Source organism: Methylibium petroleiphilum PM1 (assembly GCF_000015725.1).
Classification (GTDB): Bacteria; Pseudomonadota; Gammaproteobacteria; order Burkholderiales; family Burkholderiaceae_C; genus Methylibium; species Methylibium petroleiphilum.
On the sequence record NC_008825.1, the window covers coordinates 3672235 to 3693932 of the forward strand.

Annotated in this window: 21 protein-coding genes; 9 read left to right on the top strand and 12 right to left on the bottom strand. The window is 71.8% G+C overall.

Annotated elements, in window-relative coordinates; genetic code table 11:
• Window positions 1–1476, bottom strand: coding sequence for an anthranilate synthase component I (gene trpE, locus MPE_RS17515; RefSeq protein ID WP_011831036.1), 1476 nt, complete (start codon window positions 1474–1476; stop codon window positions 1–3).
• Window positions 1477–1952: 476 nt separating this feature from the next.
• Between trpE and MPE_RS22880 the strand changes: the two genes are divergently transcribed.
• Both MPE_RS22880 and MPE_RS17525 read left to right on the top strand, forming a co-directional pair.
• On the top strand, window positions 1953–3527 hold the full coding sequence (locus MPE_RS22880) for an SGNH/GDSL hydrolase family protein (RefSeq protein ID WP_011831037.1): 1575 nt from the start codon (window positions 1953–1955) through the stop codon (window positions 3525–3527).
• Between the two features lie 221 nt (window positions 3528–3748).
• Window positions 3749–4063: a hypothetical protein gene (locus MPE_RS17525; RefSeq protein WP_011831038.1), complete on the top strand. Its 315-nt coding sequence runs from the start codon at window positions 3749–3751 to the stop codon at window positions 4061–4063.
• Between the two features lie 28 nt (window positions 4064–4091).
• On the opposite strand, the gene rpe is transcribed toward MPE_RS17525, so the two are convergent.
• The gene (gene rpe, locus MPE_RS17530; protein ID WP_011831039.1) at window positions 4092–4781 is read right to left on the bottom strand and encodes a ribulose-phosphate 3-epimerase; all 690 of its coding nucleotides are present in this window, start codon (window positions 4779–4781) and stop codon (window positions 4092–4094) included.
• A gap of 138 nt (window positions 4782–4919) precedes the next feature.
• On the opposite strand from rpe, the gene MPE_RS17535 reads away from it, so the two are divergent.
• The 3 genes from MPE_RS17535 to tlpB are packed head-to-tail and all read left to right on the top strand — an operon-like array spanning window position 4920 to window position 9011.
• A complete protein-coding gene (locus MPE_RS17535) occupies window positions 4920–6527 on the top strand; it encodes a tetratricopeptide repeat protein (RefSeq protein WP_011831040.1) in 1608 nt (535 codons plus the stop codon).
• Between the two features lie 10 nt (window positions 6528–6537).
• Window positions 6538–6912: a Co2+/Mg2+ efflux facilitator ApaG/CorD gene (gene apaG, locus MPE_RS17540; RefSeq protein ID WP_011831041.1), complete on the top strand. Its 375-nt coding sequence runs from the start codon at window positions 6538–6540 to the stop codon at window positions 6910–6912.
• Window positions 6913–6923: 11 nt separating this feature from the next.
• Window positions 6924–9011 carry a transporter-like protein TlpB gene (tlpB, locus tag MPE_RS17545; RefSeq protein WP_310733870.1) on the top strand — a complete coding sequence of 696 codons (2088 nt, stop codon included), beginning with the start codon at window positions 6924–6926 and terminating at the stop codon, window positions 9009–9011.
• A gap of 13 nt (window positions 9012–9024) precedes the next feature.
• On the opposite strand, the gene MPE_RS24445 is transcribed toward tlpB, so the two are convergent.
• Window positions 9025–9168, bottom strand: a complete 144-nt coding sequence (locus tag MPE_RS24445; RefSeq protein WP_193373403.1) for a hypothetical protein — start codon at window positions 9166–9168, stop codon at window positions 9025–9027.
• Here MPE_RS24445 and mltA point away from each other — a divergent pair.
• Window positions 9167–10360: a murein transglycosylase A gene (gene mltA / locus MPE_RS17550; protein ID WP_011831043.1), complete on the top strand. Its 1194-nt coding sequence runs from the start codon at window positions 9167–9169 to the stop codon at window positions 10358–10360. The two genes, MPE_RS24445 and mltA, sit on opposite strands and share 2 nt — an antisense overlap.
• Here mltA and MPE_RS17555 read toward each other — a convergent pair.
• The 9 genes from MPE_RS17555 to MPE_RS17595 form a co-directional block, all read right to left on the bottom strand.
• On the bottom strand, window positions 10350–11231 hold the full coding sequence (locus MPE_RS17555) for a Pnap_2097 family protein (RefSeq protein ID WP_237706343.1): 882 nt from the start codon (window positions 11229–11231) through the stop codon (window positions 10350–10352). The genes mltA and MPE_RS17555 overlap by 11 nt on opposite strands.
• Window positions 11228–12514, bottom strand: a complete 1287-nt coding sequence (locus MPE_RS17560; protein ID WP_011831045.1) for an MSMEG_0569 family flavin-dependent oxidoreductase — start codon at window positions 12512–12514, stop codon at window positions 11228–11230. Before MPE_RS17560 ends, MPE_RS17555 begins: the two co-directional genes overlap by 4 nt.
• A gap of 23 nt (window positions 12515–12537) precedes the next feature.
• A complete protein-coding gene (locus MPE_RS17565; RefSeq protein ID WP_011831046.1) occupies window positions 12538–12822 on the bottom strand; it encodes an MSMEG_0570 family nitrogen starvation response protein in 285 nt (94 codons plus the stop codon).
• Between the two features lie 26 nt (window positions 12823–12848).
• Window positions 12849–14117, bottom strand: coding sequence for an MSMEG_0565 family glycosyltransferase (locus tag MPE_RS17570; protein ID WP_011831047.1), 1269 nt, complete (start codon window positions 14115–14117; stop codon window positions 12849–12851).
• Complete coding sequence (locus tag MPE_RS17575; protein WP_041929745.1) at window positions 14110–15126, bottom strand: sll0787 family AIR synthase-like protein; 1017 nt, start codon at window positions 15124–15126, stop codon at window positions 14110–14112. Before MPE_RS17575 ends, MPE_RS17570 begins: the two co-directional genes overlap by 8 nt.
• Before the next feature lie 22 nt (window positions 15127–15148).
• Window positions 15149–15736, bottom strand: a complete 588-nt coding sequence (locus MPE_RS17580; RefSeq protein WP_011831049.1) for an MSMEG_0567/Sll0786 family nitrogen starvation N-acetyltransferase — start codon at window positions 15734–15736, stop codon at window positions 15149–15151.
• Entirely contained in the window at window positions 15733–16812 is a 1080-nt protein-coding gene (locus tag MPE_RS17585) for an MSMEG_0568 family radical SAM protein (protein WP_011831050.1), read from the bottom strand. Before MPE_RS17585 ends, MPE_RS17580 begins: the two co-directional genes overlap by 4 nt.
• Complete coding sequence (locus MPE_RS17590; protein WP_011831051.1) at window positions 16775–17851, bottom strand: Nit6803 family nitrilase; 1077 nt, start codon at window positions 17849–17851, stop codon at window positions 16775–16777. The genes MPE_RS17585 and MPE_RS17590 overlap by 38 nt, the downstream gene beginning before the upstream one ends.
• Before the next feature lie 141 nt (window positions 17852–17992).
• Window positions 17993–18475 (bottom strand): MSMEG_0572/Sll0783 family nitrogen starvation response protein, encoded by a 483-nt coding sequence (locus MPE_RS17595; protein WP_011831052.1) that lies wholly within the window; start codon window positions 18473–18475, stop codon window positions 17993–17995.
• Between the two features lie 384 nt (window positions 18476–18859).
• Here MPE_RS17595 and MPE_RS17600 point away from each other — a divergent pair, with 384 nt between their 5' ends.
• Genes MPE_RS17600 through MPE_RS17610 form a run of 3 tightly spaced genes read left to right on the top strand, consistent with a single transcriptional unit; the run spans window position 18860 to window position 21697 of the window.
• Entirely contained in the window at window positions 18860–20257 is a 1398-nt protein-coding gene (locus MPE_RS17600; protein WP_231497665.1) for an aminotransferase-like domain-containing protein, read from the top strand.
• Window positions 20258–20296: 39 nt separating this feature from the next.
• Complete coding sequence (locus MPE_RS17605; RefSeq protein ID WP_011831054.1) at window positions 20297–21217, top strand: YihY/virulence factor BrkB family protein; 921 nt, start codon at window positions 20297–20299, stop codon at window positions 21215–21217.
• Between the two features lie 36 nt (window positions 21218–21253).
• Window positions 21254–21697 carry a rhodanese-like domain-containing protein gene (locus tag MPE_RS17610; protein ID WP_011831055.1) on the top strand — a complete coding sequence of 148 codons (444 nt, stop codon included), beginning with the start codon at window positions 21254–21256 and terminating at the stop codon, window positions 21695–21697.
• The last annotated feature ends 1 nt before the right edge of the window (window position 21698 follow it).

Here is a 21698-nt window from a genome sequence, read left to right on the forward strand (position 1 = left end):
TCAGAAGCCCTCCTCGACCAGCTCCGCCGCGCGCAGTACGGCGCGCGCCTTGTGCTCGGTTTCCTTCCACTCCAGCTCGGGCACCGAGTCGGCCACGATGCCGGCCGCCGCCTGCACGTAGAGCACGTTGTCCTTGACGATGCCGGTGCGGATCGCGATCGCGACGTCCATGTCGCCAGCGAAGCTCAGGTAGCCGCAGGCGCCGCCGTAGATGCCGCGCTGCACCGGTTCGAGCTCGTCGATGATCTCCATCGCGCGGATCTTCGGCGCGCCGCTCAACGTGCCGGCCGGGAAGGTCGCGCGCAGCACGTCCATGTTGGTCGTGCCCGGCTTCAGCAGGCCCTCGACGTTGCTGACGATGTGCATCACGTGCGAGTAGCGCTCGACCGCGAAGGCTTCGGTCACCTTGACCGAGCCGGTCTGCGCGATGCGGCCGATGTCGTTGCGCGCCAGGTCGATCAGCATCAGGTGCTCGGCGCGCTCCTTCGGGTCAGCCAGCAGCTCGGCCTCGACCGCGAGGTCGCGCTCGGGCGTCGCGCCACGCGGTCGGGTGCCAGCTAGCGGGCGGATCGTGACCTTCTGGCCCTCGGGCACCTGCTCGTGGCGCACCAGGATCTCGGGCGAGGCGCCGACGATCTGGAAGTCGCCCATGTCATAGAAGTACATGTACGGCGACGGGTTCATCGAGCGCAGCGCACGGTACAGCGACAGCGGACTCTCGGTGTAGCGCTTGCGCAGGCGCTGGCCGAACACGATCTGCATGCAGTCGCCGGCTGCGATGTACTCCTTGCAGCGCAGCACCGCGGCCTCGTAGTCGGCGCGCGCGAACTCGCGCTCCACCGCGTGCGAGGGGCCGCGCTTCACGGCCGGCGCGGTCACGCTGTAGCGCAGTCGGTCATTCAGCTCGGCCAGCCGCTTCTTGCCGCGGAAGTAGGCCTCGGGCTGCGACGGATCGGCGTAGACGATCAGGTAGAGCCGCCCCGACAGGTTGTCGATGACCGCCAGCTCCTCGGTCTGCAGCAGCTGGATGTCGGGTGTGCCGATGCCGCCCTCGCGCCGCGCGCTGGCCAGCTTGGGCTCCATGAAGCGCACCGCCTCGTAGCCGAAGTAGCCGGCGAGGCCGCCGCAGAAGCGCGGCAGGCCGGGCCGCAGCGCCACCTTGAAGCGGCTCTGGTAGGCCTCGATGAAGTCCAGCGGGTTGCCGTGGTGCGTCTCGGTCACCTGGCCGTCGGTCACCACCTCGCAGTGCTCGCCGGTGGCGCGCAGCAACGTGCGCGCCGGCAGGCCGATGAAGGAGTAGCGCCCGAAGCGCTCGCCCCCGACCACCGACTCGAGCAGGAAGCTCAGCGGCCGGCCTCCGGCCAGCTTCAGGTACAGCGACAGCGGGGTTTCCAGGTCGGCGAGCGCCTCGCCGATCAACGGAATGCGGTTGTAGCCCTGCTCGGCCAGGCTCTTGAATTCGAGTTCGGTGATCACGTCAGGGCCCTCCGTGGCCCAGGCCCACCCGGGAGCGGGCGGCCGCGCAAACAAGACATCGGGTGGCTGCGAAGACCGGCGTGAAGCCGGCCAGACGCAGCGTCGCGGGTCAGCCGGCCCGGCGACGCCAGGGCCAGGCTCCCCGGTCGTGAGACCCCGTGATGTGCTTGCGCGACATGAACATGAGGCCAGTCTAGCAGGCGCCGCGGGCCGAAGTCCGGTCGCCGTGGGGCCACGCCCCCCTCTCCCTCGCGCAGCCCCCGTTTGCGGGGAGGTGCCTGTTCACGGGGTGGTCGGGCCTGCGCTCGGCCGCTTAGTCTCCGCTGCACAGAAGCCTCTCTCGTCACTGTCATCACACAGCGACGACGAACGAGGCAAGGAGGACATCGTTGGACAAGCTATCGAGAGTGCGTCTGCTCATGACGAGTTGCGCGGCCGGCGCCCTGACCGCCTGTGGTGGGGGAGGCGGAGACGCCATGCCGTCGTCGGCCATCGGCAGCGCAGCGGGCGGATCGGCCCGCGCCGTCGCTGCCGCAGAGCCCGGTGAAGTGGTCTGGACCCAATGCGCCATCGAAGAGCAGGTCTGCAGCTTCACCGGCACCAAGGAAGTCCGCTACGGCTACAACGGCATCTACGCGACCGCCACCTTCACCAACCGCGTCATCTGCGGCAACAACGCCTTCGGCGATCCGGCGCCCGGCCGTGACAAGGTGTGCGAGATCGTACTGGACACCGCCGCACCGGCGCCAGCTCCGGCTCCCGCGCCGGGGCCCGCACCCGAGGCCTGGACGTTCTGCGCGAACGAGCGGGGTGTCTGCACCTTCACCGGAACGCAGCTGGTGCGCTTCGGCACTACCGGAGCGTATGTGACGGCCTTGCACACCGGCTCCGTTGCCTGCGACAACCGCGTTTTCGGCGATCCCGCCTACGGCGTCGAGAAGCACTGCGATGTCGCTCCGGCGCCGGAGGGCCCGCCGCCCCCGGCGCCCGCGCCGAGCCCCTGGACGCAATGCGCGTTCGAGGACCAGACCTGCAGCTTTGTCGGCACAAAGCAGGTTCGCTACGGCTACAGCGGCGTCTACGCGACCGGCACGTTCACGAATGGCGTAAGGTGCGGCAACGGCGCCTTCGGTGATCCGGCTCCAGGACGCGACAAGGTGTGCGAGATCTCGAACGATGAGGTGCCCCCGCCGCCCCCCCCGGCTCCCGACCCCAACGGCGTGACCTGGGCCTTCTGCGGCACCGAACGGTCCACCTGCACCCTGACCGGCACGCAACTCGTGCGATTCGGCGCCAACGGCGTCTTCGTGACCGGGACGTTCACCGGCATGGTCGCCTGCGACAACAGCATCTTCGGGGATCCCGCCTACGGCGTGGAGAAGCACTGCGAGATCGGGACGCCCAACTCCATCCCCGAGCCCTCGCCGGGGTCGGTGGTGCCGGGCATCTGGGTCGCAATGGGCTCCTCCACTGCGGAAGGGACCGGCACCAGCGTGCCCGTCACGGCATGGACGGCGCGGCTGCAAGCCGATGTGTACGCCAAGGGCGTGACCCTGAACAATCTGGCACTCAGCGGAGCCACCACGTACACCGGCTTGCCCACATCGTCACCTGCCGTTCCCGATCGTCCCGCACCCAACGGTGCCTACAACATCGAGGCCGCACTGGCATTCAGTCCGAAACTTGTGATCGTCGCCTATCCCACCAACGACACATCGAACGACTACACCGTGTCCGAAACGGTCAACAACCTGCTCGCCATTCGCGCCGCGGCGCTCGCTCAGGGCGTGCCCGTGATCGTGCAAGGCACTCAGCCGCGCGATCTCACGGAAGAGCAGCTCGCGCTGTTGCCGCAGATCGATGAGCAACTGGCAGGCGCCATCGGTCCCTGCTTCGTCGAGGTGCGCTCAGCCTTGCAGGGCCCGACCGGTCAGATCCGCTCCATCTATTCCGCTGGTGACGGCACGCATCTGAACGATGCCGGGCACGAACTCATCTTCAATCGCATCAAGTCCGTGCTCACCAGCGGGCAGTGCGTCCCCGCCTTCTAGCCCTGCCTTTCGGCTGACGATAGCCCTGCGCTAGCACCCCAAAACGGTGCTAGCGCAGCGGATGATCCCGGGAGTGCTTCATCGCGGCGCAACACTAGCCTGCGGCGCCGCAACATGGAGCAATTGCAACCCTGTTCCACAGGGTCTTCTCGAGCATGAGTAACACGCGACAACCCGGCACATTTGAGATTCGAGCTTGAACCGTTCCGGTCCGTGTCGTCATGAGCGCAGAAACCGCCCCGTTGCTTCCTCCGATCGAAAAGCCCTACCTGGTGCTCCTCGAGCCCGCGTCGGGACGGGCCGCGGCCTACGACGCCCAGAACCGCCTGTTGACCGACCGCGCCAGCGAGCGGCTGGTGGCCTTCGCGCTGGAGCGCCATGTCCACAGCGAGTACTGGGATGACCTGAAGGACCTGGGCATGCCGCGCCAGCGGCCGAGTTGGGCGCCGGGTGACAACCTCAGCGGCTGCACCCTCTACTGGCTGCGCAACGGCTGGTCCAAGTTCCGCGACCTGCTCGACACGCCGGACGCCTGAGGCCCGGCACAGCAACCCACTCGCTGCCTCAGGCGGCGAGCCGCGCGCGCATCGCGTCGATCACCGCCTTGTAGTCCGGCTGGCCGAAGATCGCGCTGCCGGCGACGAAGGTGTCGGCCCCGGCATCGGCGGCCGCGCGGATGTTGTCGGTCTTGATGCCGCCGTCCACCTCGAGGCGGATGTCGCGTCCGCTGGCGTCGATCAGCTGCCTCACGCGCGCCAGCTTCTTCAGGGTCGACGGGATGAAGCTCTGCCCGCCGAAGCCGGGGTTCACGCTCATCAGCAGAACCAGGTCGACCTTGTCGATCACCCACTCCAGCACGTCGAGCGAGGCGGCCGGGTTGAACACCAGGCCGGCCTGGCAGCCGGCGTCCTTGATCAACTGCAGCGTGCGGTCCACGTGGGTGCTGGCGTCGGGGTGGAAGCTCACCAGGTCGGCACCGGCCTTGGCGAAGGCCTGCGCCAGCGCATCGACCGGCTGCACCATCAGGTGCACGTCGATCGGCACGCGCACGCCGGCGGCGGTGACCGCGTGCTTGCGCAGGGCCTCGCAGACCATCGGCCCGAAGGTGAGGTTGGGTACGTAATGGTTGTCCATCACGTCGAAGTGGATCCAGTCGGCGCCGGCGGCGATGACATCCTTCACCTCCTCGCCCAGGCGGGCGAAGTCGGCCGACAGCAGGCTCGGGGCGATACGGAAGTGGCGTTGCGGGGACATGGCGGCGATCGGTCACGGAGGGTCGGCGTGCGCCGATTCTAGGGAGCGCGGTCGCCGGCCGCGTGGATCGGCATCAGCCCGCATAGCCATGCGGCGCGCCGCTGGCTACGCTGCGCGACGCGTCCTCGCCCTCTCACCATGCAACGACCCGCCCCCCGCTCCGCACGCGGCCCCCACCCGGCCGAGGTGAACGCCGTGCTCGCGCACTGCCAGGCCGGCCGCTGGCCGGAGGCAGAGACCGCAGCGGCGCGGCTGTTGAAGAGCCACCCGCAGGATGCGGCCCTGCACAACCTGCACGGCACGGCCTGCTCGGAACAGCACAAGCTCGACGCCGCGGCGGCCAGCTTCCGCCGGGCGGCGGCGCTGGCGCCGCAGTCGGCCGAACTGCTGTTCAACCTGGCCGCCACCTGCGGCCGCCTGGGCCGGCTCGACGAGGCCGTGGCCGCCTACCGGCGGTCCGTCGCGCTGAAGCCCGACTTCGCGGTGGCGCACTACAACCTCGGCACCGCGCTCAAGGATTTGCAGCAGCTCGACGAGGCCGTCACCAGCCTGCGGCGCGCGGTGGCGCTGCAGCCGGGCTACGCCGCCGCGCACGCGAACCTCGGCGCCGTGCGCCAGGCCCAGGGCCATCTCGACGACGCCATCGCGTGCTACCGCGCCGCGCTGGCGATCACGCCCACCGCCCGGGCGCACCTGAGCCTCGCCTCGGCGCTGCGTGCGCACGGCCTGCTCGACGCCGCGGCCGCCAGCCTGCGTGACGCGCTCGCGCTCGACCCGGCCTACGCCGACGCCCACAACAATCTCGGCGAGACGCTGTGGGACCAGGGCCGTGTCGACGATGCGCTGGCCAGCTACCGCGCCGCACACCGCCTCGATCCCGCGCACCCCGAGGCCAACCACAACCTCGGCGTCCTGCTCCAGGCCGCCGGGCAATGGGGCGATGCCATCGCCTGCTTCGAGCGTTCGCAGCTGCGCGACTGGCAGGAGCGGCGCCTCTACTGCCTGTACAAGACCGAGCGCTACGCCGAGTTCCGCGCCGCGCTGGCGCCGATGCTGTCCGCCAGCCCGCACCGCTCGCCCTTTCTCGCCACGCTGTCGGCGCACCACGCCGCGAACTTCGCCGAACCCGACCCCTACGGTTTCTGCCGCACGCCGCTCGATTTCGTGCAGCATGCCCGCATCGACGCGTTGGCCGCGCCGGGCAGCGCCCTCGTCACCGAGTTGCTGCGCGACATCGAACACGCCGAGATCGCCGAACGCAAGCAGGGCCGGCTGCACCACGGCATCCAGTCGGCCGGCAACCTGTTCAAGCGCCCCGAGGACTCGTTCCGCCGCCTCGCGGCGCTGATCGGGCAGGCGGTCGTCGCCTACCGCGCGAAGTGGGCCGGCGCCGATTGCGAGTACGCGCGCGCCTTCCCCGCCGACCCGGTGTTCAGCAGCTCGTGGTACGTGAAGATGCGGCAGGGCGGCCACCTCACCTCGCACATCCACGAGACCGGCTGGCTGAGCGGCGTGGTGTACCTGGCACTGCCGCCGCGCGCCGAGGGCAGCGACGACGGCTGCATCGAGTTCAGCACCGACGGCGACGGTTATCCGCGCCGGCACGAGCACTTCCCGCGCCGGGTGCTGGCGCCTCAGGTCGGCGACCTGGTGCTGTTCCCGTCGTCGCTGTTCCACCGCACGCTGCCGTTCCGCGCCGACGCCGACCGCGTGTGCATCGCCTTCGATATCGCGCCCGGTCCCTAGAATCCGGGGCATGGCACGTCCCGAGTTCACCATCAGCGTCGTCGCGCGCTACCTGCCCGAGCAATCGGCCCCCGAGCAACAGGCGTACGCGTTCTCGTACTCGGTGACCATCGTCAACAGCGGCGATGTGCCCGCCCAGCTGATCGGCCGCCACTGGCTGATCACCGACGCCAGCGGCGCCCGGCAGGAGGTACGCGGCCTGGGCGTCATCGGCCAGCAGCCGCTCCTGCAGCCCGGTGAGCAGTTCGAATACCAGAGCTGGGCCCGCATTGCCGCGCCTCGCGGCCAGATGCAGGGCAGCTACTTCTGCATGAGCGCCGACGCACAGGCCTTCGAGGCCGCGATCCCGCCGTTCGAGCTGTCGCAGCACTCGGCGCTGCATTGAACCGGCCGCGCTTGGACACGCCCCGCTTGCGGCGCAAGCCCACCGGCCGACGCGGCTGGGACCTCACCGCGCTGCTCAACGCGGCCGACCCGCGCGCCGGCATGCCCGAGCGCCACCTGTGGCTGGTGCGCCTGGTCGAATGGCTGCGCCACCCGGGGCGCCTCCGCGAGGAACTGGGCGGCGATGCCGCCGAGCCCACCGTCGAGACCACACTGCTGCCACTGCGGCGCCTGCGGCACCTGCTCAACGTGCTCGACCGCAACCCCGGGCCGCGCGCCGACGTGGTCGGGATGCTGCGCGCCTTCCGCAGCGAGATCGACCTGGCCACCCTGCTGGCCGACTTCGGGTTCGCGCAGCGGGTCGCCGTGTTCAGCGAGTTCGGCGATCGGATGCGCTCGCGCTTCCTGCCCGCCACGCCGGCCACCACGGACCTCGCGCAGCTGTTCGGCCTGCTGTTCAGCGATCCGCGCGACACCGAATGGCTGGCCGCAATCGACGACGCCACGCTGACGCGGCTGACCACGCTTTTCGCCGAGGCCCGGCCGGCGGCCGAGCCGCCGCTCGGCTGGCGGGCGCCGTTCTTCGACGCGCTGCTGATCCTGGCCTCGCAGGTCGGTGCTGCCGGTGCCACCGGCGCGGTACGCCAGCGCATGAGCCCCGAGCTGCTGGTCGACAAGCCCTTCCGCCAGCTGCTGCGGGCCGCCGAGCGTCTGTGCGAGGCGGCCGAGGGCGGCGACGAGGCCGCGCTGCTGCGCGAGGCACAGTACCTGCGCGCGCTCCTCGACGCGTGCCGGCGGGCTGCCGACAGCGTGAGCCAGCACCTCGAGGAACACGGCGTGTCGGTCGACCTGGTGTTCCAGGTCGACCAGCTGCGCGCCCGCACCGTGCGCGTCGACGCGCTGCTGGCCTGCGCGCTGGCGCCGGCCGGCTCGCGCGAGCGCGAGATGGTGCACCTGGTGGCCGGGCTGGCGCGCGTCGCATCCGAACGGCGCAGCATCCGCGCGCTGTTCGCGCGGCAGTACTCGATGCTGGCGCGCAAGGTCGCCGAGCGCAGCGCCGAGACCGGCGAGCACTACATCACCCGCACCCGCGGCGAGTGGTGGGCGATGCTGCGCAAGGCGCTCGGCGGCGGGGCGGTGCTGGCCGGCACCACCTTCATGAAGTTCCTGGTGCTCGCGCTCGGGCTGTCGGCCTTCTGGGCCGGCTTCGGCGCCGGGCTCAACTATGCGGCGAGCTTCGTCCTCATCTACCTGCTGCACTGGACGGTCGCCACCAAGCAGCCGGCCATGACCGCGCCGGCCATGGCCGCCAAGCTCGACGACGTGGGCAACGACGCGGCCGTGGAAGACTTCGTCGACGAGGTCGCGCACCTGATCCGTTCGCAGGCCGCCGGCATCGTCGGCAACCTGGCCATGGTGGCACCGGTGGTGCTGGGCGTGCAGTGGCTCGCCACCCAGGCCTTCGGTGCGCCGCTGGTCGGCGTGCAGGACGCCGGGCACGTGCTGCACAGCCTCACCGCGCTGGGCCCGACACCGTTCTACGCGGCCTTCACTGGCGTGCTGTTGTTCGCCTCCAGCCTGTTCGGCGGCTGGGCCGAGAACTGGTTCGTGCTGCACCAACTCGACAGCGCGATCCGCTGGAACCCGCGCATCCTCGCGCGGCTGGGTGCGCCGCGCGCAGAGCGCTGGTCGCGCTGGTGGCGCGCCAACATCTCGGGCCTGGTCGCCAACATCTCGCTCGGCCTGATGCTCGGCATCGTGCCGGTGCTGGCGGCCTTCTTCGCGCTGCCGCTGGATGTGCGCCACGTGACGCTGTCGACCGGGCAGATCGCCGCGGCGCTCGGGGCCCTCGGCATGCAGGCGCTGCGCGAACCGGCGTTCTGGTGGTGCGTGGCCGCGATCCCGCTCACCGGCGCACTCAACCTCGGCGTGAGTTTCTTCCTCGCCTTCAAGGTGGCGATGCGCTCGCGTGGCATCCGCGTCGCCGATCGCTCGCGCATCTACGCGGCGCTGCGGCGCCGCCTGCGCACCCGTTTCATCAGCTTCCTGCTGCCGCCGCGCGCCGCAGCCCCGGCCGGCGAGGCCCGCGGGCCGACGTGAGTACGCGAGCGCCTCAGGCCGGCGGCGGCAGCGTGGGCGGATCGTCCGGCGGCGGCGCGCGGCGCTCGCCGCCTCGGCGGCCCGAGAACATCGTCCACCAGACGATGAAGACCAGGCAGGCCAGTGCGGCCAGTGCCTCCAGCAGAAGGAGTCCCATGTTCGTGAAGAAGATCCTGGCGCCGCGGTGGCTGTTGGCCGGGATGGTAGGCGCACTGGCCGCCTGCAGCACGGCGCCGCCGGCCGGCCCCACGCCGCCATCGCCCACCTCGCCCGCTGCGCCGCCCACGGCCGCGCCGGCCCCGGCGGCCGCAGCCCTGCCGCCGCCGCTGCTGCGCGAGAACGCCCGCTGGCAGCCGGTGCCCTGGAGCGACCTGCCCGGCTGGGAGGTCGACGCCACGGGGCGTGTCTGGCCGGCGCTGCTGGCCGGCTGTTCGAAGCCGGCCCCCGGCTGGGCCGCCGCCTGCGCCAGCGCCAAGGCGCTCGATGCGCCCGACGACGCCCGCGTCCGCGCCTGGCTGCAGCGCACGCTGACGCCCTACCGCGTCACCGCGCTCGACGGTCGCGGCGAGGGCCTCGCCACCGGCTACTTCGAGCCGCTGGTCGCCGCCTCGCGCCAGCGCAGCAAGAGCTACAGCGTGCCGCTCTACGCGGCGCCGCCGAACCTGGCACTGCGCAAGCCCTGGTACACGCGCGCCGAGATCGAGACGCTGCCGGCAGCGCGCGCCGCACTGAAGGGGCGCGAGATCGCCTGGATCGCCGACCCACTGGACGCGCTGCTGCTGCAGGTGCAGGGCTCGGGCCGGCTCGCAATCACCGAGCCCGACGGCCGCCGGCAGACCGTGCGCCTCGCCTACGGCGGCCACAACGACCAACCCTACCAGTCGGTCGGCCGCTGGCTGGTCGAGCGTGGTGCGTTCACGCTGGAGCAAGCCTCGTGGCCGGCCATCAAGGCCTGGGCGCGCGCCAACCCCGGTCGCGTGTCGGAGATGCTGGCCGCGAACCCGCGCTACGTGTTCTTCCGCGAGGAGCCGCTGCCCGATCCGTCGATCGGCGCGGTCGGCGCGCAGGGCGTGCCGCTGACGCCGGGCCGCTCGATCGCGGTCGATCCGCGCGCCATTCCCTACGGTACGCCCGTGTGGCTCGACACCACCGAGCCGCAGCCCTGGAGCGCCACGCCCCCCCCGCCGCGGCCACTGCAGCGACTGGTGATGGCGCAGGACACCGGCAGCGCCATCACCGGCGCCGTGCGCGCCGACTACTACTGGGGCTGGGCCGAGGGCGCCGAGGACCGCGCCGGCCGCATGAAGCAACCGCTGCGGATGTGGGTGCTGTGGCCCGTCACGCGCTGAGGCCATCGCCGTCGACCGGCGCGCGCCGCTTGCGCGTCAGCACGTCGGCCAGGCGGGCGCCGTCGCCGGTGCGTCGCACCTCGCACCAGTGCGACAGCCCGTCGGGCGACTCCTGCACGCCGCGCAGCAGCACCGTCAGCGATTCGCCGACGTTCACGTTGCCGTAGAACGCCAGTTCGCGCTCCGCCAGCCGCGGCAGCGCCGTCGAGCCGAACCACGCCCCCTCGGCGCGGTCGACGATCGCCTGGAAGCTCGCGAAGTAAAGCAGGTCGGCGCCATTGAAGTCGTTGTGCGGGCAGGGCTGGAACCGGAACTCGCGCAACGGCGCGCCGCGCTCCGATTCCGGCCCGAAGTCCGGCTGCCATTGCCCGCTGCGCAGGGCCCGTCCCCGCTCGGCCAGTTGCAGGGCGCAGGTGGTCAGCGCGGCCCGCTCGATATCGGCCTCGGGCGCGGCGGTGGTCGCCGGCACCGCGGCGCGGACCACGCTGCGGTTGTCGCCGGCGCGCTCGCGCCGCACGAAGGTGGACAGCATCTCGACCTGCGCATGCGTGCCGTCGCGCCCCCGCAGCTCGTGCAGGCCGAAGTGCTGCGAGCGCCCCACCGGCAGGCAGCGCGAGACGACGCGCAGGCGGTCGTTCTCCGCCACCCGGTCCAGCCGTGCGTGGCGGATGCGCACGGCGGTGAACGCCGCATAGGCCTTGCGGCCCCCGGCGTCGCGGAAATCGGGCCGGGCCCGGCCCTGCCGGCGGGCCAGCGCGAGCCAGTGCTGGTGGCCGCATTCCTTCAGCAGCCAGTTCTCCGACAGGCCCGTCGGGCACAGCTGGGGCATGCCGGCGACGAAGCGCCCGGACTGCAGCGCGGCTGCCGTCACGACAGCCAGGGCTCGGCCAGCTCGCGCGCAGCCGGCGTTCCGGCGACCGGCGCGCGCGCCTCGATCTGCTCGGCCAAGTAGAGCGCGTCGCGCGCCACCCCCGAGAAGCGGCCCGAGCCCCAGGTGTGCAGCCAGGGCAGGCCGATGAAGTAGAGCCCCGGCAGCGCGGTCACGCCGCGCACGTGGCCGGGCTGCCCGCGGCCGTTGAACACAGGCGCGTCGAGCCAGCTGAAATCGGGCGAGAAGCCGATGCACCAGATCACCGCGCCGATGCCGGACTCGCGCAGCGACAGCCGCGTGCGCTCGGCCGCCGGCTCCCACACCGGCCGGTAGACCGACGGCGGCGGCACGTCGAGGCCGGCCTTCTCGATGTGCTTGTCGATCGCGGCGTTGATGCCGTTGTAGATGCGGTCGGCGTGGTCGAGGTTGGCGCGGAGGTCGGGGTTGAAGTGCAGCGTGTCGCCCTCCAGGCCATTCAGCAGCCCATAGAGCTCCATGCCCTCGTTCGCGAACTTGCGCAGGTCGATGTCGCGCCCGCCGTCGCGGCCGGTGACGTAGTGGTTGGTGTTGTCGCGCACGCCCTCGCGCAGCGGGTGCTCGTGCACCGGCATGTCGTAGTAGCCCATGTCGGCCAGCCAGTCGACCACGTCCTTGCCGCGGTAGAAGCGCGCGCAGCGCGGCGCGTCGCCGGTCGCCATCACCACCTGGCGGCCGGCCAGGTGCAGGTCCTCGGCGATCTGCGCGCCCGACTGGCCGTTGCCCACCACCAGCACCTTGCCGGGCGGCAGCGCCTGCGCATTGCGGTACTGCTCCGAGTGGATCTGCAGCAGATCGCGCGGCAGCCGCTCGGCCAGCCGCGGGATGATGGGCTGGTGGTATCCGCCCGATGCCACCACCAGCTGGTCGGCGCTGTAGTGGCCCTGCGAGGTGGCGATCTCGAAGCCGCCGCCGGCGCGCGGCGCGGCGCGCTGCACCGTCAGGCCGCTGCGCACCGGCGCGGCCACGTGCTTCACGAAGCCATCGAGGTACTCGATGATCTCGTCCTTCTTCATGAAGCCGTGCGGGTCGCTGCCGGCGTACTCCCAGCCCGGCAGCTTGCACTGCCAGTTGGGCGTGACGAGGCAGAAGCTGTCCCAGCGCTGCGTGCGCCAGGCGTGCAGCGGCGAGCGCTTCTCGAGCACGATGTGGTCGATGCCGCGCTGCTGCAGGTAGTAGCTCAGCGACAGGCCGGCCTGGCCGCCGCCGACGATGGCGACGCTGTGGTGTTCTGCGTTGGGGTTCATGGCGAGGGTCCTTCTTGCTCGGGTCAGGCTTCGTCGAAGCGCAGCACTTCCACCTCGGCCTGCGCGTCGAAGCGCCCGGCGGTGGCCTCGATCTGCGCCAGCTGGTCCATCGCCATCGAGCAGGCGTAGCCGAACTTGGCACGCACGCGCTCGGAGGCGATGTGCAGCGCCTCGCGGCTGCGGTCCAGGAACTCCGGCAGCGGGTAGCTGCTGCCGGGGACGAGGTAGTCCTTGATCACCAGCGACGGCGAGTAGCAGCGCGTCTCGCTGCGATCGGGCCAGCGCAGGTGGAAATGCATCGCGGGCATGGGGCGAATCTCCAGGCAACGTGAGGTCAGGAAACGACAGGGGCGGCGTCCATCGCGGCCGGTTCGGTGGGCACCGCCGCGGCGAGCGGCACGCCATGACCGACCAGCGCCCGCATCGCGCGGTACAGCGCGACGTGGCGCGCGGCGCTGGCCGTCCAGCTGTAGCGCCGGCAGACCTCGGGCACGGCCCGGGCCAGCGCCTGCGCGCGCTCCGGTTCGCAGGCCCGCGCCATCGCGTCGGCGATCGACAGCGGGTTCAGCGGGTCGGCCCAGCAGGCCTCGCCGTGCCGTTCGTCGGCCGGCAGGTACTCGGTGAACGGCGCCTGGCGCGACACCACGACCGGCGTGCCGCAGGCCAGTGCCTCCAGCACCACCAGGCCGAAGCCCTCGCGCAGCGAGGCCATCACCAGCACGTCGGCGGCACGGAACAGCGCCGGCATCTCGTCGTCGGCGACGGTGCCGGTGATCACCACGTCGGCCCCCGGCCCGACGCGCAGGCCGCTGGCGGCCAGCGCCTCGGTGAACTCGCGCGCATAGCGGTCGTGGTCGAGCAGGCTGGCACCGCCGGCGATCACCAGCTGCGCCTGCGGCTGCCGCGCCCGCAGGGCCGCAAAGGCCTGCAGCACACGCACCGTGTTCTTGCGCTCCTCGATGCCCCCCACCGCCAGGTAGACCGGCGCGTCGTGGGCCGCGCCGACGCGCAGGCCGAAGCGGCGCCGCACGCGCGCATCGGCCGCGCCGGCTTGGCGGCCGTAGCGCTGCAGGTCGACGCCGTTGTGAACCAGCGCCGCGGCCACGCCGTGCTCGCGCCGCAGCGTGTCGCACCAGGTCTGGCTGACGCACAGCACCTGGCGCGCGCGCAGGAAGGCGCGTTCCTGCCAGGCCATCACGCGCGCGTCGTCGAAGCGGTCGAGGTGGTGCACGGTGCGCACGAAGCCGTCGATCAGGCCGCGCTCCTGCAGCGTCGCAAGCGCGTTGCCGCCGATGCCATCCTGGGCGTGCAGCACGTCCCAGCCAACCCCGCGCTCCAGCCGCGGCGCGAGATGGTCGATGCAGGCGTCGCGGCGCGACGCGACCATGCTCGCCAGATCGGCGGGCGCCGGCGCCACCGGCACCAGCTCGACCGCGCAACGCGGCGTGCGGAACAGCGCCTGCCCGGGCAGCGCCGGCGCCATCACCGTCACCTCGTGGCCGGCCTCGTGCAATGCATCGGCCAGTTCCAGCGTGTGGATGACGCCACCGCGCGGATGGACCGAATGGGTCAGCAGGCCGATGCGCAGGCGACGGCTAGACATGGGCCGGCTCCCGCGGCACGACGGCTCGCGCGCCGATGAAGGGTTGCGCCACCAGGTCCCACAGCAGCGCGCTCGTCTCGCCGTCGCGCAGATGCAGCTGCGGGGTCGCCGTGACCTCGCCGACCGCGGCACAGGCGATGCCCTGCGACTCGAAATGCCGCGCCACCGCGGCTGCCTGCGCCGGCCGCACGCTGAACACGTAGCCGTAGCTCGGAAAGGACTGCAGCCAGCGCAGCAGCGGCACGCCGGGCGGGCGCGGGATCGCCTGCACGTCGATCACGCCGCCGACCTGCGAGCACTCCAGCAGCATCAGCGCCGTGCCCACGGCGCCGGCCATGCTGATGTCCTTGGCCGCATCGCACAGGCCGCTCTCGGCCAGCGCCGGCAGCAGCTCGAGGTCGGCGCGCAGGCGCTCGGCCGGCGCGCGGGTCGACGCGTCCCAGTAGGGGTTGGGCTCCTGGTAGGCGCCGCGCAGGTCGATCGCCATCACCAGCGTGTCGCCGGGGCGGGCGTTGAAGCTCGTCAGCAGCGTCTTCGCTCGGCCGAGGATCGCCACCGCGAGCTGGCCGCCGACCGCCTGGTTGTTGCTGTGGCCGCCGACGATCGGCACGCCGTAGCGCTGCGAGGCGGCCGCCAGGCCCTCGAGCACCTGCTGGCCCGGCGCCATGCCGCGGCTCCACAGCGCGTCGACCACGGCGATCGGCCGCCCGCCCATCGCGCAGATGTCGCTCACGTTGACCATCACGCCGCAATAGCCGGCGAACCAGGGCATGCGCTGCACGAAGTCGTCGACGAAACCCTCGATCGCGAACAGCAGGTAGCCGCCGTCGCCGTCGGGGATCGCCGCACAGTCGTCGCCGACGCCCACCGCCTGGCCCAGCGCGGCGGTGCCGCCCGGCAGCGCGGCCGACAGCGCCGACACCACGTCGCTGATGTCGCGCTTGTGTGCGAAGCCGCGCCCGCGCAGCAACGCCGAGGCGAGCCCGTCGAGCCCCCCCTGTCCCAGCATTGCATCCTCCATGCGGCCCCCGTCAGGCGCGGGCCCGGCTCTGCGCCACGTAGCCGGTCAGCGGATCGTGGCAGGGCGGGTAGTGCGCCAGATCGGCCTGCATCAGGCCGTGCGGTCGGCCGTGCAGCGTCTCGTCCTTCAGCCACTGCCAGTGCAGCCGCTCGAACAGCGGGCGGTTCTGTGCCTGCACGTGCGCCAGGAAGAGGCGCGCGCCGCGCGCGCGTGCGCTGCTCACCGCCAGCCGGATCAGCGTCGCACCGAGCCGGCCGTGGCTGCGGAAGGCCGGGTGCACCGCGAGGCGCGAGCCCCACCACACGCCCTCGTCGCCCTCGTTCTGGCCAGGATGGATGCGCACCGTGCCGACCACCTGGTCGCTCATGCCGCCCACGCAGGACAGCGCCACCAGCGGCTGCGCATGTGCATCGATCGCGTCGATGTCGTCGCCGCCGCCGAACAGGCCCTGCTCGATGCAGAACACCAGGCGGCGCAGGCGCCGCGCCTCGTTGATCTCCCAGGCACCATCGGCCCACTTGACGCGGAACTCGCAGGGGGTGAAGGCGGTGGGCAGGTCGCACATCGGCTCGGGGGCCGTGGGAGCGGTGCGCATCATGATTCGTAGACCGACAACGAGGAGCACGCCCCGCACTTGCCGCAACCCGCCTTGATGTCGGCCGAGCGCAGCCCGCCGGCGCTCACCATCGCACCCAGCGGCTCCAGCACAGCCTTCATGAACTCGGGGCTCGGCGACGGATGGTCCTCGAGCGGCGTGCCGCTGATCGGCACGAAGGGCACGACGAAGGGGTAGACACCCAGCGCCACCAGCTTCTCGGCGATCGAGAGGATGGCCTCGCGCGTGTCGCCCAGGCCGGCGAGGATGTAGGTCGACACCTGACCGCGGCCGAACACGCCGACCGCCGCCTCGAAGCTCTCCAGGTAGCGCTCGACCGGCACGGTGGCCTTGCCCGGCATGACGCGTTCGCGCAGTTCGGGCGTCACCACCTCGAGGTGCATGCCCAGTGTGTCGATGCCGGCGGCCTTCATGCGCACGAACCACTGGTCGGTATCCGGCGGTTCGCACTGCGCCTGGATCGGGAGGTCGACCGCCGCACGGATGGCGAATGCGCTGTCGCACAGCACCTGCGCGCCGCGGTCGGGCGTGGGCGGCGTGCCGGTGGTCATGACCATGTGCTTCACGCCGTCGAGCAGCACCGCGGCGCGCGCCACCTCGGCGAGCTGCTCCGGCGTCTTGTGCGCCACCGTGCGGCCGGCCGCGAGGCTCTGGCCGATCGCGCAGAACTTGCAGGTCTTGCGGCGGCTCTCGTAGCGGATGCAGGTCTGCAGCACCGTGGTCGCCAGCACGTCCGAGCCGTGCAGCGTGGCGATGTGCGAGTACGGCACGCCGTCGAAGGTCTGCAGCGCATAGAAGCGCGGCGCCTTCGGGAAGGCGACGCGCGCGATCGGGATGCTGCCGCGCGTCAGACGGCTCGTGCCGTCGGCGTCGGGCGCCTCGGCGACGAAGGGCGAGGCCCAGGCGCCGTGGGTGTGCACCGGCACCATGATCGTGTGGCCGTCGACCGTCACCGCCTTGTGGTCCGACGGCCCCGCGCCGCCGCGCCGGCTGGCGACGCCGGCGTTCGGCGAACCCGGGTCAGCCAGCCGCAACCCGAAGGACTGCAGCTCGGTCATCAGCCGGCGGCTCTCCGGCGACAGGGGCGTGGCGGGGCTGAGGGGCGGCGTGCTCATGGGAGGAACTCCGGAAGGTCGCGGGAACGGCAGGGGCAAGGGCGGCCGCGGTCATCGACGTCGAGGTCGTGGCCGGGCGGTCGTCGATCAGGAGGCTCAGCAGCTCGGGGCGCGCGTAGTGGCCCACCGAGTCCATCATGCGTTTGCGCTTGGCGATCAGCGCCATGTCGAGGTCGGCATAGACGATGCCCTCGCCCTCGGTCAGCGGCGTGCACAGGTCCTTGCCCTCGGGCGAGACGATGGCGGTGTGGCAGCCGCCGCGCAGCGCCTTCTGCAGGCCGGCGTCGGGCGTGATCGCGGCGATCTGCGCGTCGGTCAGCCAGCCGGTGGCGTTGACGACGAAGCAGCCCGACTCCAGCGCGTGGTGGCGAATCGTCACCGCCATCTGGTCGGCGAAGATCTGCCCGACCATCGAGCCGGGAAACTGCGCGCAGTGGATCTCCTCGTGCTGCGTCATCAGCGCGTAGCGCGCCAGCGGGTTGTAGTGCTCCCAGCAGGCCAGCGCGCCGACGCGGCCGACCGCGCTGTCCACCACCTTCAGCCCGGCGCCGTCGCCCTGGCCCCAGACCATGCGCTCGTGATAGGTCGGGGTGATCTTGCGGCGCTTCAGGATCAGCGCACCGTCGGCGTCGAACACCAGCTGGGTGTTGTAGAGGCTGCCGTGGTCTCGCTCGTTGACGCCGAGCACGACGACGATGCCGCGCGCGCGGGCCCGCTCGCCGACCGCCTGCGTGACCGGCCCGGGCACCACCACCGCGTGCTCCATCAGCCGCAGGTGCGGCGCGCCCTGCAGCACCGGCGGCAGCACGAACGAGAAGTAGGGGTAGTAGGGCACGAAGGTTTCGGGGAACACCACGATCCCCGCGCCGCGCCCGGCCGCCTCGTCGATCGCCGCGAGCACGCGCTCGAGCGTGCCCTCGGGCCGCTCGAGATCGGGCGCGATCTGGACCGCGGCAGCGCGGACGGTGCGAGGGGGACTCATCTCAGGATCTCCATGACGGTTCGACGAGAAGCCGGGCGCAGGCCGAGGCACGGCCCACCGAGTGGACGCCGCGGGTCCGGCTCCGCCGGCCCGCCAGCGTCGCCCCCTTCGAGGGGGAGCGGCGCAGCCGCAACGGGGTGTTCAAAGTGTCCAGGTGTCGAGGATGAAGGCGTCGGCCTTGCGGTGCAGCAGGATGATGTCCAGCACGTCCAGCGGACTGATCGGGCGGATGCCCTCGATCAGCGCGCCCTCGCCGTGGCCGTAGAGCGCCTGCAGCGCGAAGCGGCAGGCGTAGACCTTCCCGCCCTCGGCGATGAACTTGGCGATCTGGTTGTTGAAGTTCTGGTGACCGGGGAAGGCCTCGTCGCCGAGCGTCGGGAAGCCGCGCTTGACACCCAGCGTCACGCCGGGGCCGTAGAGCAGCACCGAGGTCTCGAAGCCCTTGCGCTGCAGCCGCGTGGCCTGCAGCAGGTTGACGAAGCCGATCGAGCCTTCGAAGGCGACGGTGTGGAAGGTGACCAGGGCCTTCTCGCCCGGGGCGGCCTTCACGTCCTCGAAGACCTTCTCTTCGTAGTCGACGAGGAACTCGCCTTTCTCGTTGGCGGGGCGGGTGACTTTGGGCATGGCGGACTCCGTTGGCGGTTGGCGGTTGACAGGGGTCGAAGGAGGAAAGAAAGGCGCTGAGCGCAGCCGGCTCTTTGCACGCGGTGTGCCACGGCGGCCCCGCCGTGCAGCCCGGCGATGCGATCAATGGGCGATCAAGAAGCCGCGGCGCGGTCGCCGTCGACCGCTTCTTTTTTCGAAGGCTCGCCGGGGCGTGGAAAGACCCCTTTTCCACAGGGGAATGCACGCACCGGCGTGAGGCGCCGCGATGCGATCAATGCCTCCGATCAACGGCCCACGGCGCACCGCACCTGGGCACCGTCGCTCGCCGCGGGCCACCCGGTGATGGCATGAACGATGCAATCAATGCGCCATCCCGACCCCCTGCCCTCGCCCTTCATCCCCATGGCCGCCGCCAAACCCATGCAGCACTGGCTGCGCCGACTCGAGGGCAGCGACCGGCCCGCCTACCTGCTGATCGCCGACCTGATCGCCGAGGACCTGCGCACCGGCCGGCTCGGCGCGCAGGAGCGCCTGCCCACGCTGCGCCAGTTGGCCGACAGCCTGCGGCTCAACTACACCACGGTGGCGCGCGCCTATGGCGAGGCGCGCAAGCGCGGGCTGATCGACTCGCGTCCCGGCATGGGCACCTACGTGCGCGGGCGCAGCCCGGCCGTGCCGCTGCGCGGCGGCAGCGGCGCGGAGATGACGATGAACCTGCCGCCGGAGCCCGAGGACCCGGCGCTGGTCGAGCGCCTGCGCGACAGCGCCCGCGAGCTGATGGCCCGCAGCGACCTGTACACGCTGATGCGCTATCAGGATTTCGGCGGCTCGCCCGAGGACAAGGACGCCGCGGTGCAGTGGCTGCGCCACCGTTTGCCGGACTGCAGCGCCGAGCGCGTGCTGGTCTGCCCCGGCATCCACAGCGCGCTGGCCGCACTGGTGTCGCAGCTGGCGCGGCCGGGCGAGCTGGTGTGCGTGGAGTCGCTCACCTACCCGGGCATCAAGGCGATCGCCACCCAGCTCGGCGTGCAGCTGCACGCGCTGGCGCTCGACGACGAAGGCCCGAGTGCGGCCGACTTCGAACAGGCCTGCAAGACCCTCAAGCCCAAGGCGCTGTACTGCAACCCGACGCTGCTGAACCCGACCACGCTCACCACCTCGAAGCGGCGGCGCGAGGCGCTGGCCGACATCGCGCTGCGCTACAGCGTGCCGATCGTCGAGGACGACGCCTACTCGATGCTGCCGCGCGAGGTGCCGCCGCCGCTGGCGCTGCTGGCGCCGGAGCTCACCTACTACGTCACCGGTTTCAGCAAGTGTCTCGGCGCGGGCCTGCGCACCGCCTACGTCAGTGCGCCCAGCGAACGCCAGGCCCAGCGGCTGGCCGGCGCGCTGCGCGCCACCACGGTGATGGCGTCGCCGGTGACCAATGCGCTGGCCACCCGCTGGGTCGTCGACGGCAGCGCGCAGGCGATGCTGCAGGCGATCCGCAACGAGTCGATCGCCAGGCAGGCGATGGCGGCCCGCCACCTGGCGCGCCACGCGGTGCAGGCGCAGCCGGAGGGCTTCCACCTCTGGCTGCCGCTGTCCTCTTCGTGGAGCACGGTGGAGTTCGCGTCCTACCTGCGCACCCAGGGCGTCGGCGTGGTGGCCAGCGCCGCCTTCTCGACCGACGGCGATCCGCCGGACGCGGTGCGCATCTGCCTCGGCGGCCCGCTGACGCGCGAGGACTGCGACGCCGCGCTGCGGCTGATCGCCGACACGCTGGACCACCCGCTGCATCCGCACGCCACCGTGATGTAGGCCGGTCCGGCGCCCGGGGCTCGGCGGCACAATGCGCCCATGCCCGAGCTCCTCCGCGACTGGTTCGCCGTCGTCCGCAGCGCGGCCCGCTACTGGCTGGACAGCCAGGCCTTCGTGTACGCCGCGGCGCTGGCCTTCTTCACGGTGTTCTCGATCGCGCCGGTGGTCATCGTCGCGGTCGCGGTCATCGGCCTGGTGCTCGGCGAGCAGGCCGCGCAGGGCCAGCTGATGGCGCAGCTCGAGGCCGTGATCGGCGCGCAGGCCGCCGGCTTCGTGCAGTCGGCGGTGGCCGGCGCGCGCTTCGAGCGCAACGGCCTGTGGCCCACGCTGCTGGGCTTCGGGCTGATCCTGCTGGGCGCGACCACGGTGTTCGCGCAGCTGCAGAAGTCGCTCAACGCGATCTGGTCGGTCGCGCCCAGCCCCTCGCGCAACACGCTGCTGCTGCTCGTCAAGACCCGCGTGCTGTCGCTCACCGTGGTGCTGGCGATCGGCTTCGTGCTGCTGGTCTCGCTGCTGCTCAGCGTGGCGGTGCGTGCGGTGATGGTGTTCGCCGAGGCCTGGCTGCCGGTGCCGGCCTGGACGCTGGGCCTGCTGGACATCGGCCTGTCGCTGGGGGTGGTGACGCTGCTGTTCGCCGCGATGTTCCGCATCCTGCCCGACGTGGTGCTGGCCTGGCGCGACGTGTGGATGGGCGCGGCCGTCACCGCGGGTCTGTTCACGATCGGGCGCTCGCTGATCGCGCTCTACCTCACCCACACCGCCACCGGCTCGGCCTACGGCGCGGCCGGCTCGCTGGTGCTGCTGCTGGTGTGGGTCAACTACTCGTCGCTGATCCTGCTGTTCGGTGCCGCGTTCACGCGCGCCCACCTGGAGGCGCGTGGCCGCCCGATCGTGCCGCGCGCCACCGCCATGGCCGTGCAGCGCGAACTGGTACCGCGCCCGCCGTCCGCGCAGGCGTAAGCTGTGGCGCCAGCGCAAGGCCGAGCAGGAGGCGCCATGACCCCGACCCCGAATCCACATGCCCGCATCGCACGGCGGGCGCTGTTGCAGGCGGCGGCCTGCGCCGCGCTGACCCTGCCGGCCGCCGCCCGCGCGCAGGCGCTGCCTGCCGCACCGAAGGTCGACCTGGAAACGGCGCGCACCGCCGCGGCCGCCGGCCAGGCCCTGCTGATCGACATCCGCGAACCGGACGAGCACGCCGCGACCGGCGTCGCGCCGGGCGCACTGCGCCTGCCACTGAGCCAGATCAAGGAGCGGCAGTCCGAGATCCCGCGCGATCCGGCCCGGCCGGTGCTGCTGATCTGCCGCACGCAGAACCGCTCCAGCAAGCTGGCCGCGATGCTGCAGGCGCAGGGCTACACCAACGTGAGCTATGTGGACGGCGGCATGAAGGAGTGGACCGGGCGCCACTTCCCGACCGAGGCGCCGCCACCACGCTGAA

Excerpts from the sequence above, each read along its gene's own strand:
- MPE_RS22880 (WP_011831037.1), top strand. The coding sequence starts at position 1,953 with ATGCCGTCGTCGGCCATCGGCAGCGCAGCGGGCGGATCGGCCCGCGCC.
- MPE_RS17525 (WP_011831038.1), top strand. The coding sequence starts at position 3,749 with ATGAGCGCAGAAACCGCCCCGTTGCTTCCTCCGATCGAAAAGCCCTAC.
- rpe (WP_011831039.1), bottom strand. The coding sequence starts at position 4,781 with ATGTCCCCGCAACGCCACTTCCGTATCGCCCCGAGCCTGCTGTCGGCC.
- MPE_RS17535 (WP_011831040.1), top strand. The coding sequence starts at position 4,920 with ATGCAACGACCCGCCCCCCGCTCCGCACGCGGCCCCCACCCGGCCGAG.
- apaG (WP_011831041.1), top strand. The coding sequence starts at position 6,538 with ATGGCACGTCCCGAGTTCACCATCAGCGTCGTCGCGCGCTACCTGCCC.
- mltA (WP_011831043.1), top strand. The coding sequence starts at position 9,167 with ATGTTCGTGAAGAAGATCCTGGCGCCGCGGTGGCTGTTGGCCGGGATG.
- MPE_RS24445 (WP_193373403.1), bottom strand. The coding sequence starts at position 9,168 with ATGGGACTCCTTCTGCTGGAGGCACTGGCCGCACTGGCCTGCCTGGTC.
- MPE_RS17560 (WP_011831045.1), bottom strand. The coding sequence starts at position 12,514 with ATGAACCCCAACGCAGAACACCACAGCGTCGCCATCGTCGGCGGCGGC.
- MPE_RS17565 (WP_011831046.1), bottom strand. The coding sequence starts at position 12,822 with ATGCCCGCGATGCATTTCCACCTGCGCTGGCCCGATCGCAGCGAGACG.
- MPE_RS17570 (WP_011831047.1), bottom strand. The coding sequence starts at position 14,117 with ATGTCTAGCCGTCGCCTGCGCATCGGCCTGCTGACCCATTCGGTCCAT.
- MPE_RS17575 (WP_041929745.1), bottom strand. The coding sequence starts at position 15,126 with ATGCTGGGACAGGGGGGGCTCGACGGGCTCGCCTCGGCGTTGCTGCGC.
- MPE_RS17580 (WP_011831049.1), bottom strand. The coding sequence starts at position 15,736 with ATGATGCGCACCGCTCCCACGGCCCCCGAGCCGATGTGCGACCTGCCC.
- MPE_RS17585 (WP_011831050.1), bottom strand. The coding sequence starts at position 16,812 with ATGACCGAGCTGCAGTCCTTCGGGTTGCGGCTGGCTGACCCGGGTTCG.
- MPE_RS17590 (WP_011831051.1), bottom strand. The coding sequence starts at position 17,851 with ATGAGTCCCCCTCGCACCGTCCGCGCTGCCGCGGTCCAGATCGCGCCC.
- MPE_RS17595 (WP_011831052.1), bottom strand. The coding sequence starts at position 18,475 with ATGCCCAAAGTCACCCGCCCCGCCAACGAGAAAGGCGAGTTCCTCGTC.
- MPE_RS17600 (WP_231497665.1), top strand. The coding sequence starts at position 18,860 with ATGGCCGCCGCCAAACCCATGCAGCACTGGCTGCGCCGACTCGAGGGC.
- MPE_RS17605 (WP_011831054.1), top strand. The coding sequence starts at position 20,297 with ATGCCCGAGCTCCTCCGCGACTGGTTCGCCGTCGTCCGCAGCGCGGCC.
- MPE_RS17610 (WP_011831055.1), top strand. The coding sequence starts at position 21,254 with ATGACCCCGACCCCGAATCCACATGCCCGCATCGCACGGCGGGCGCTG.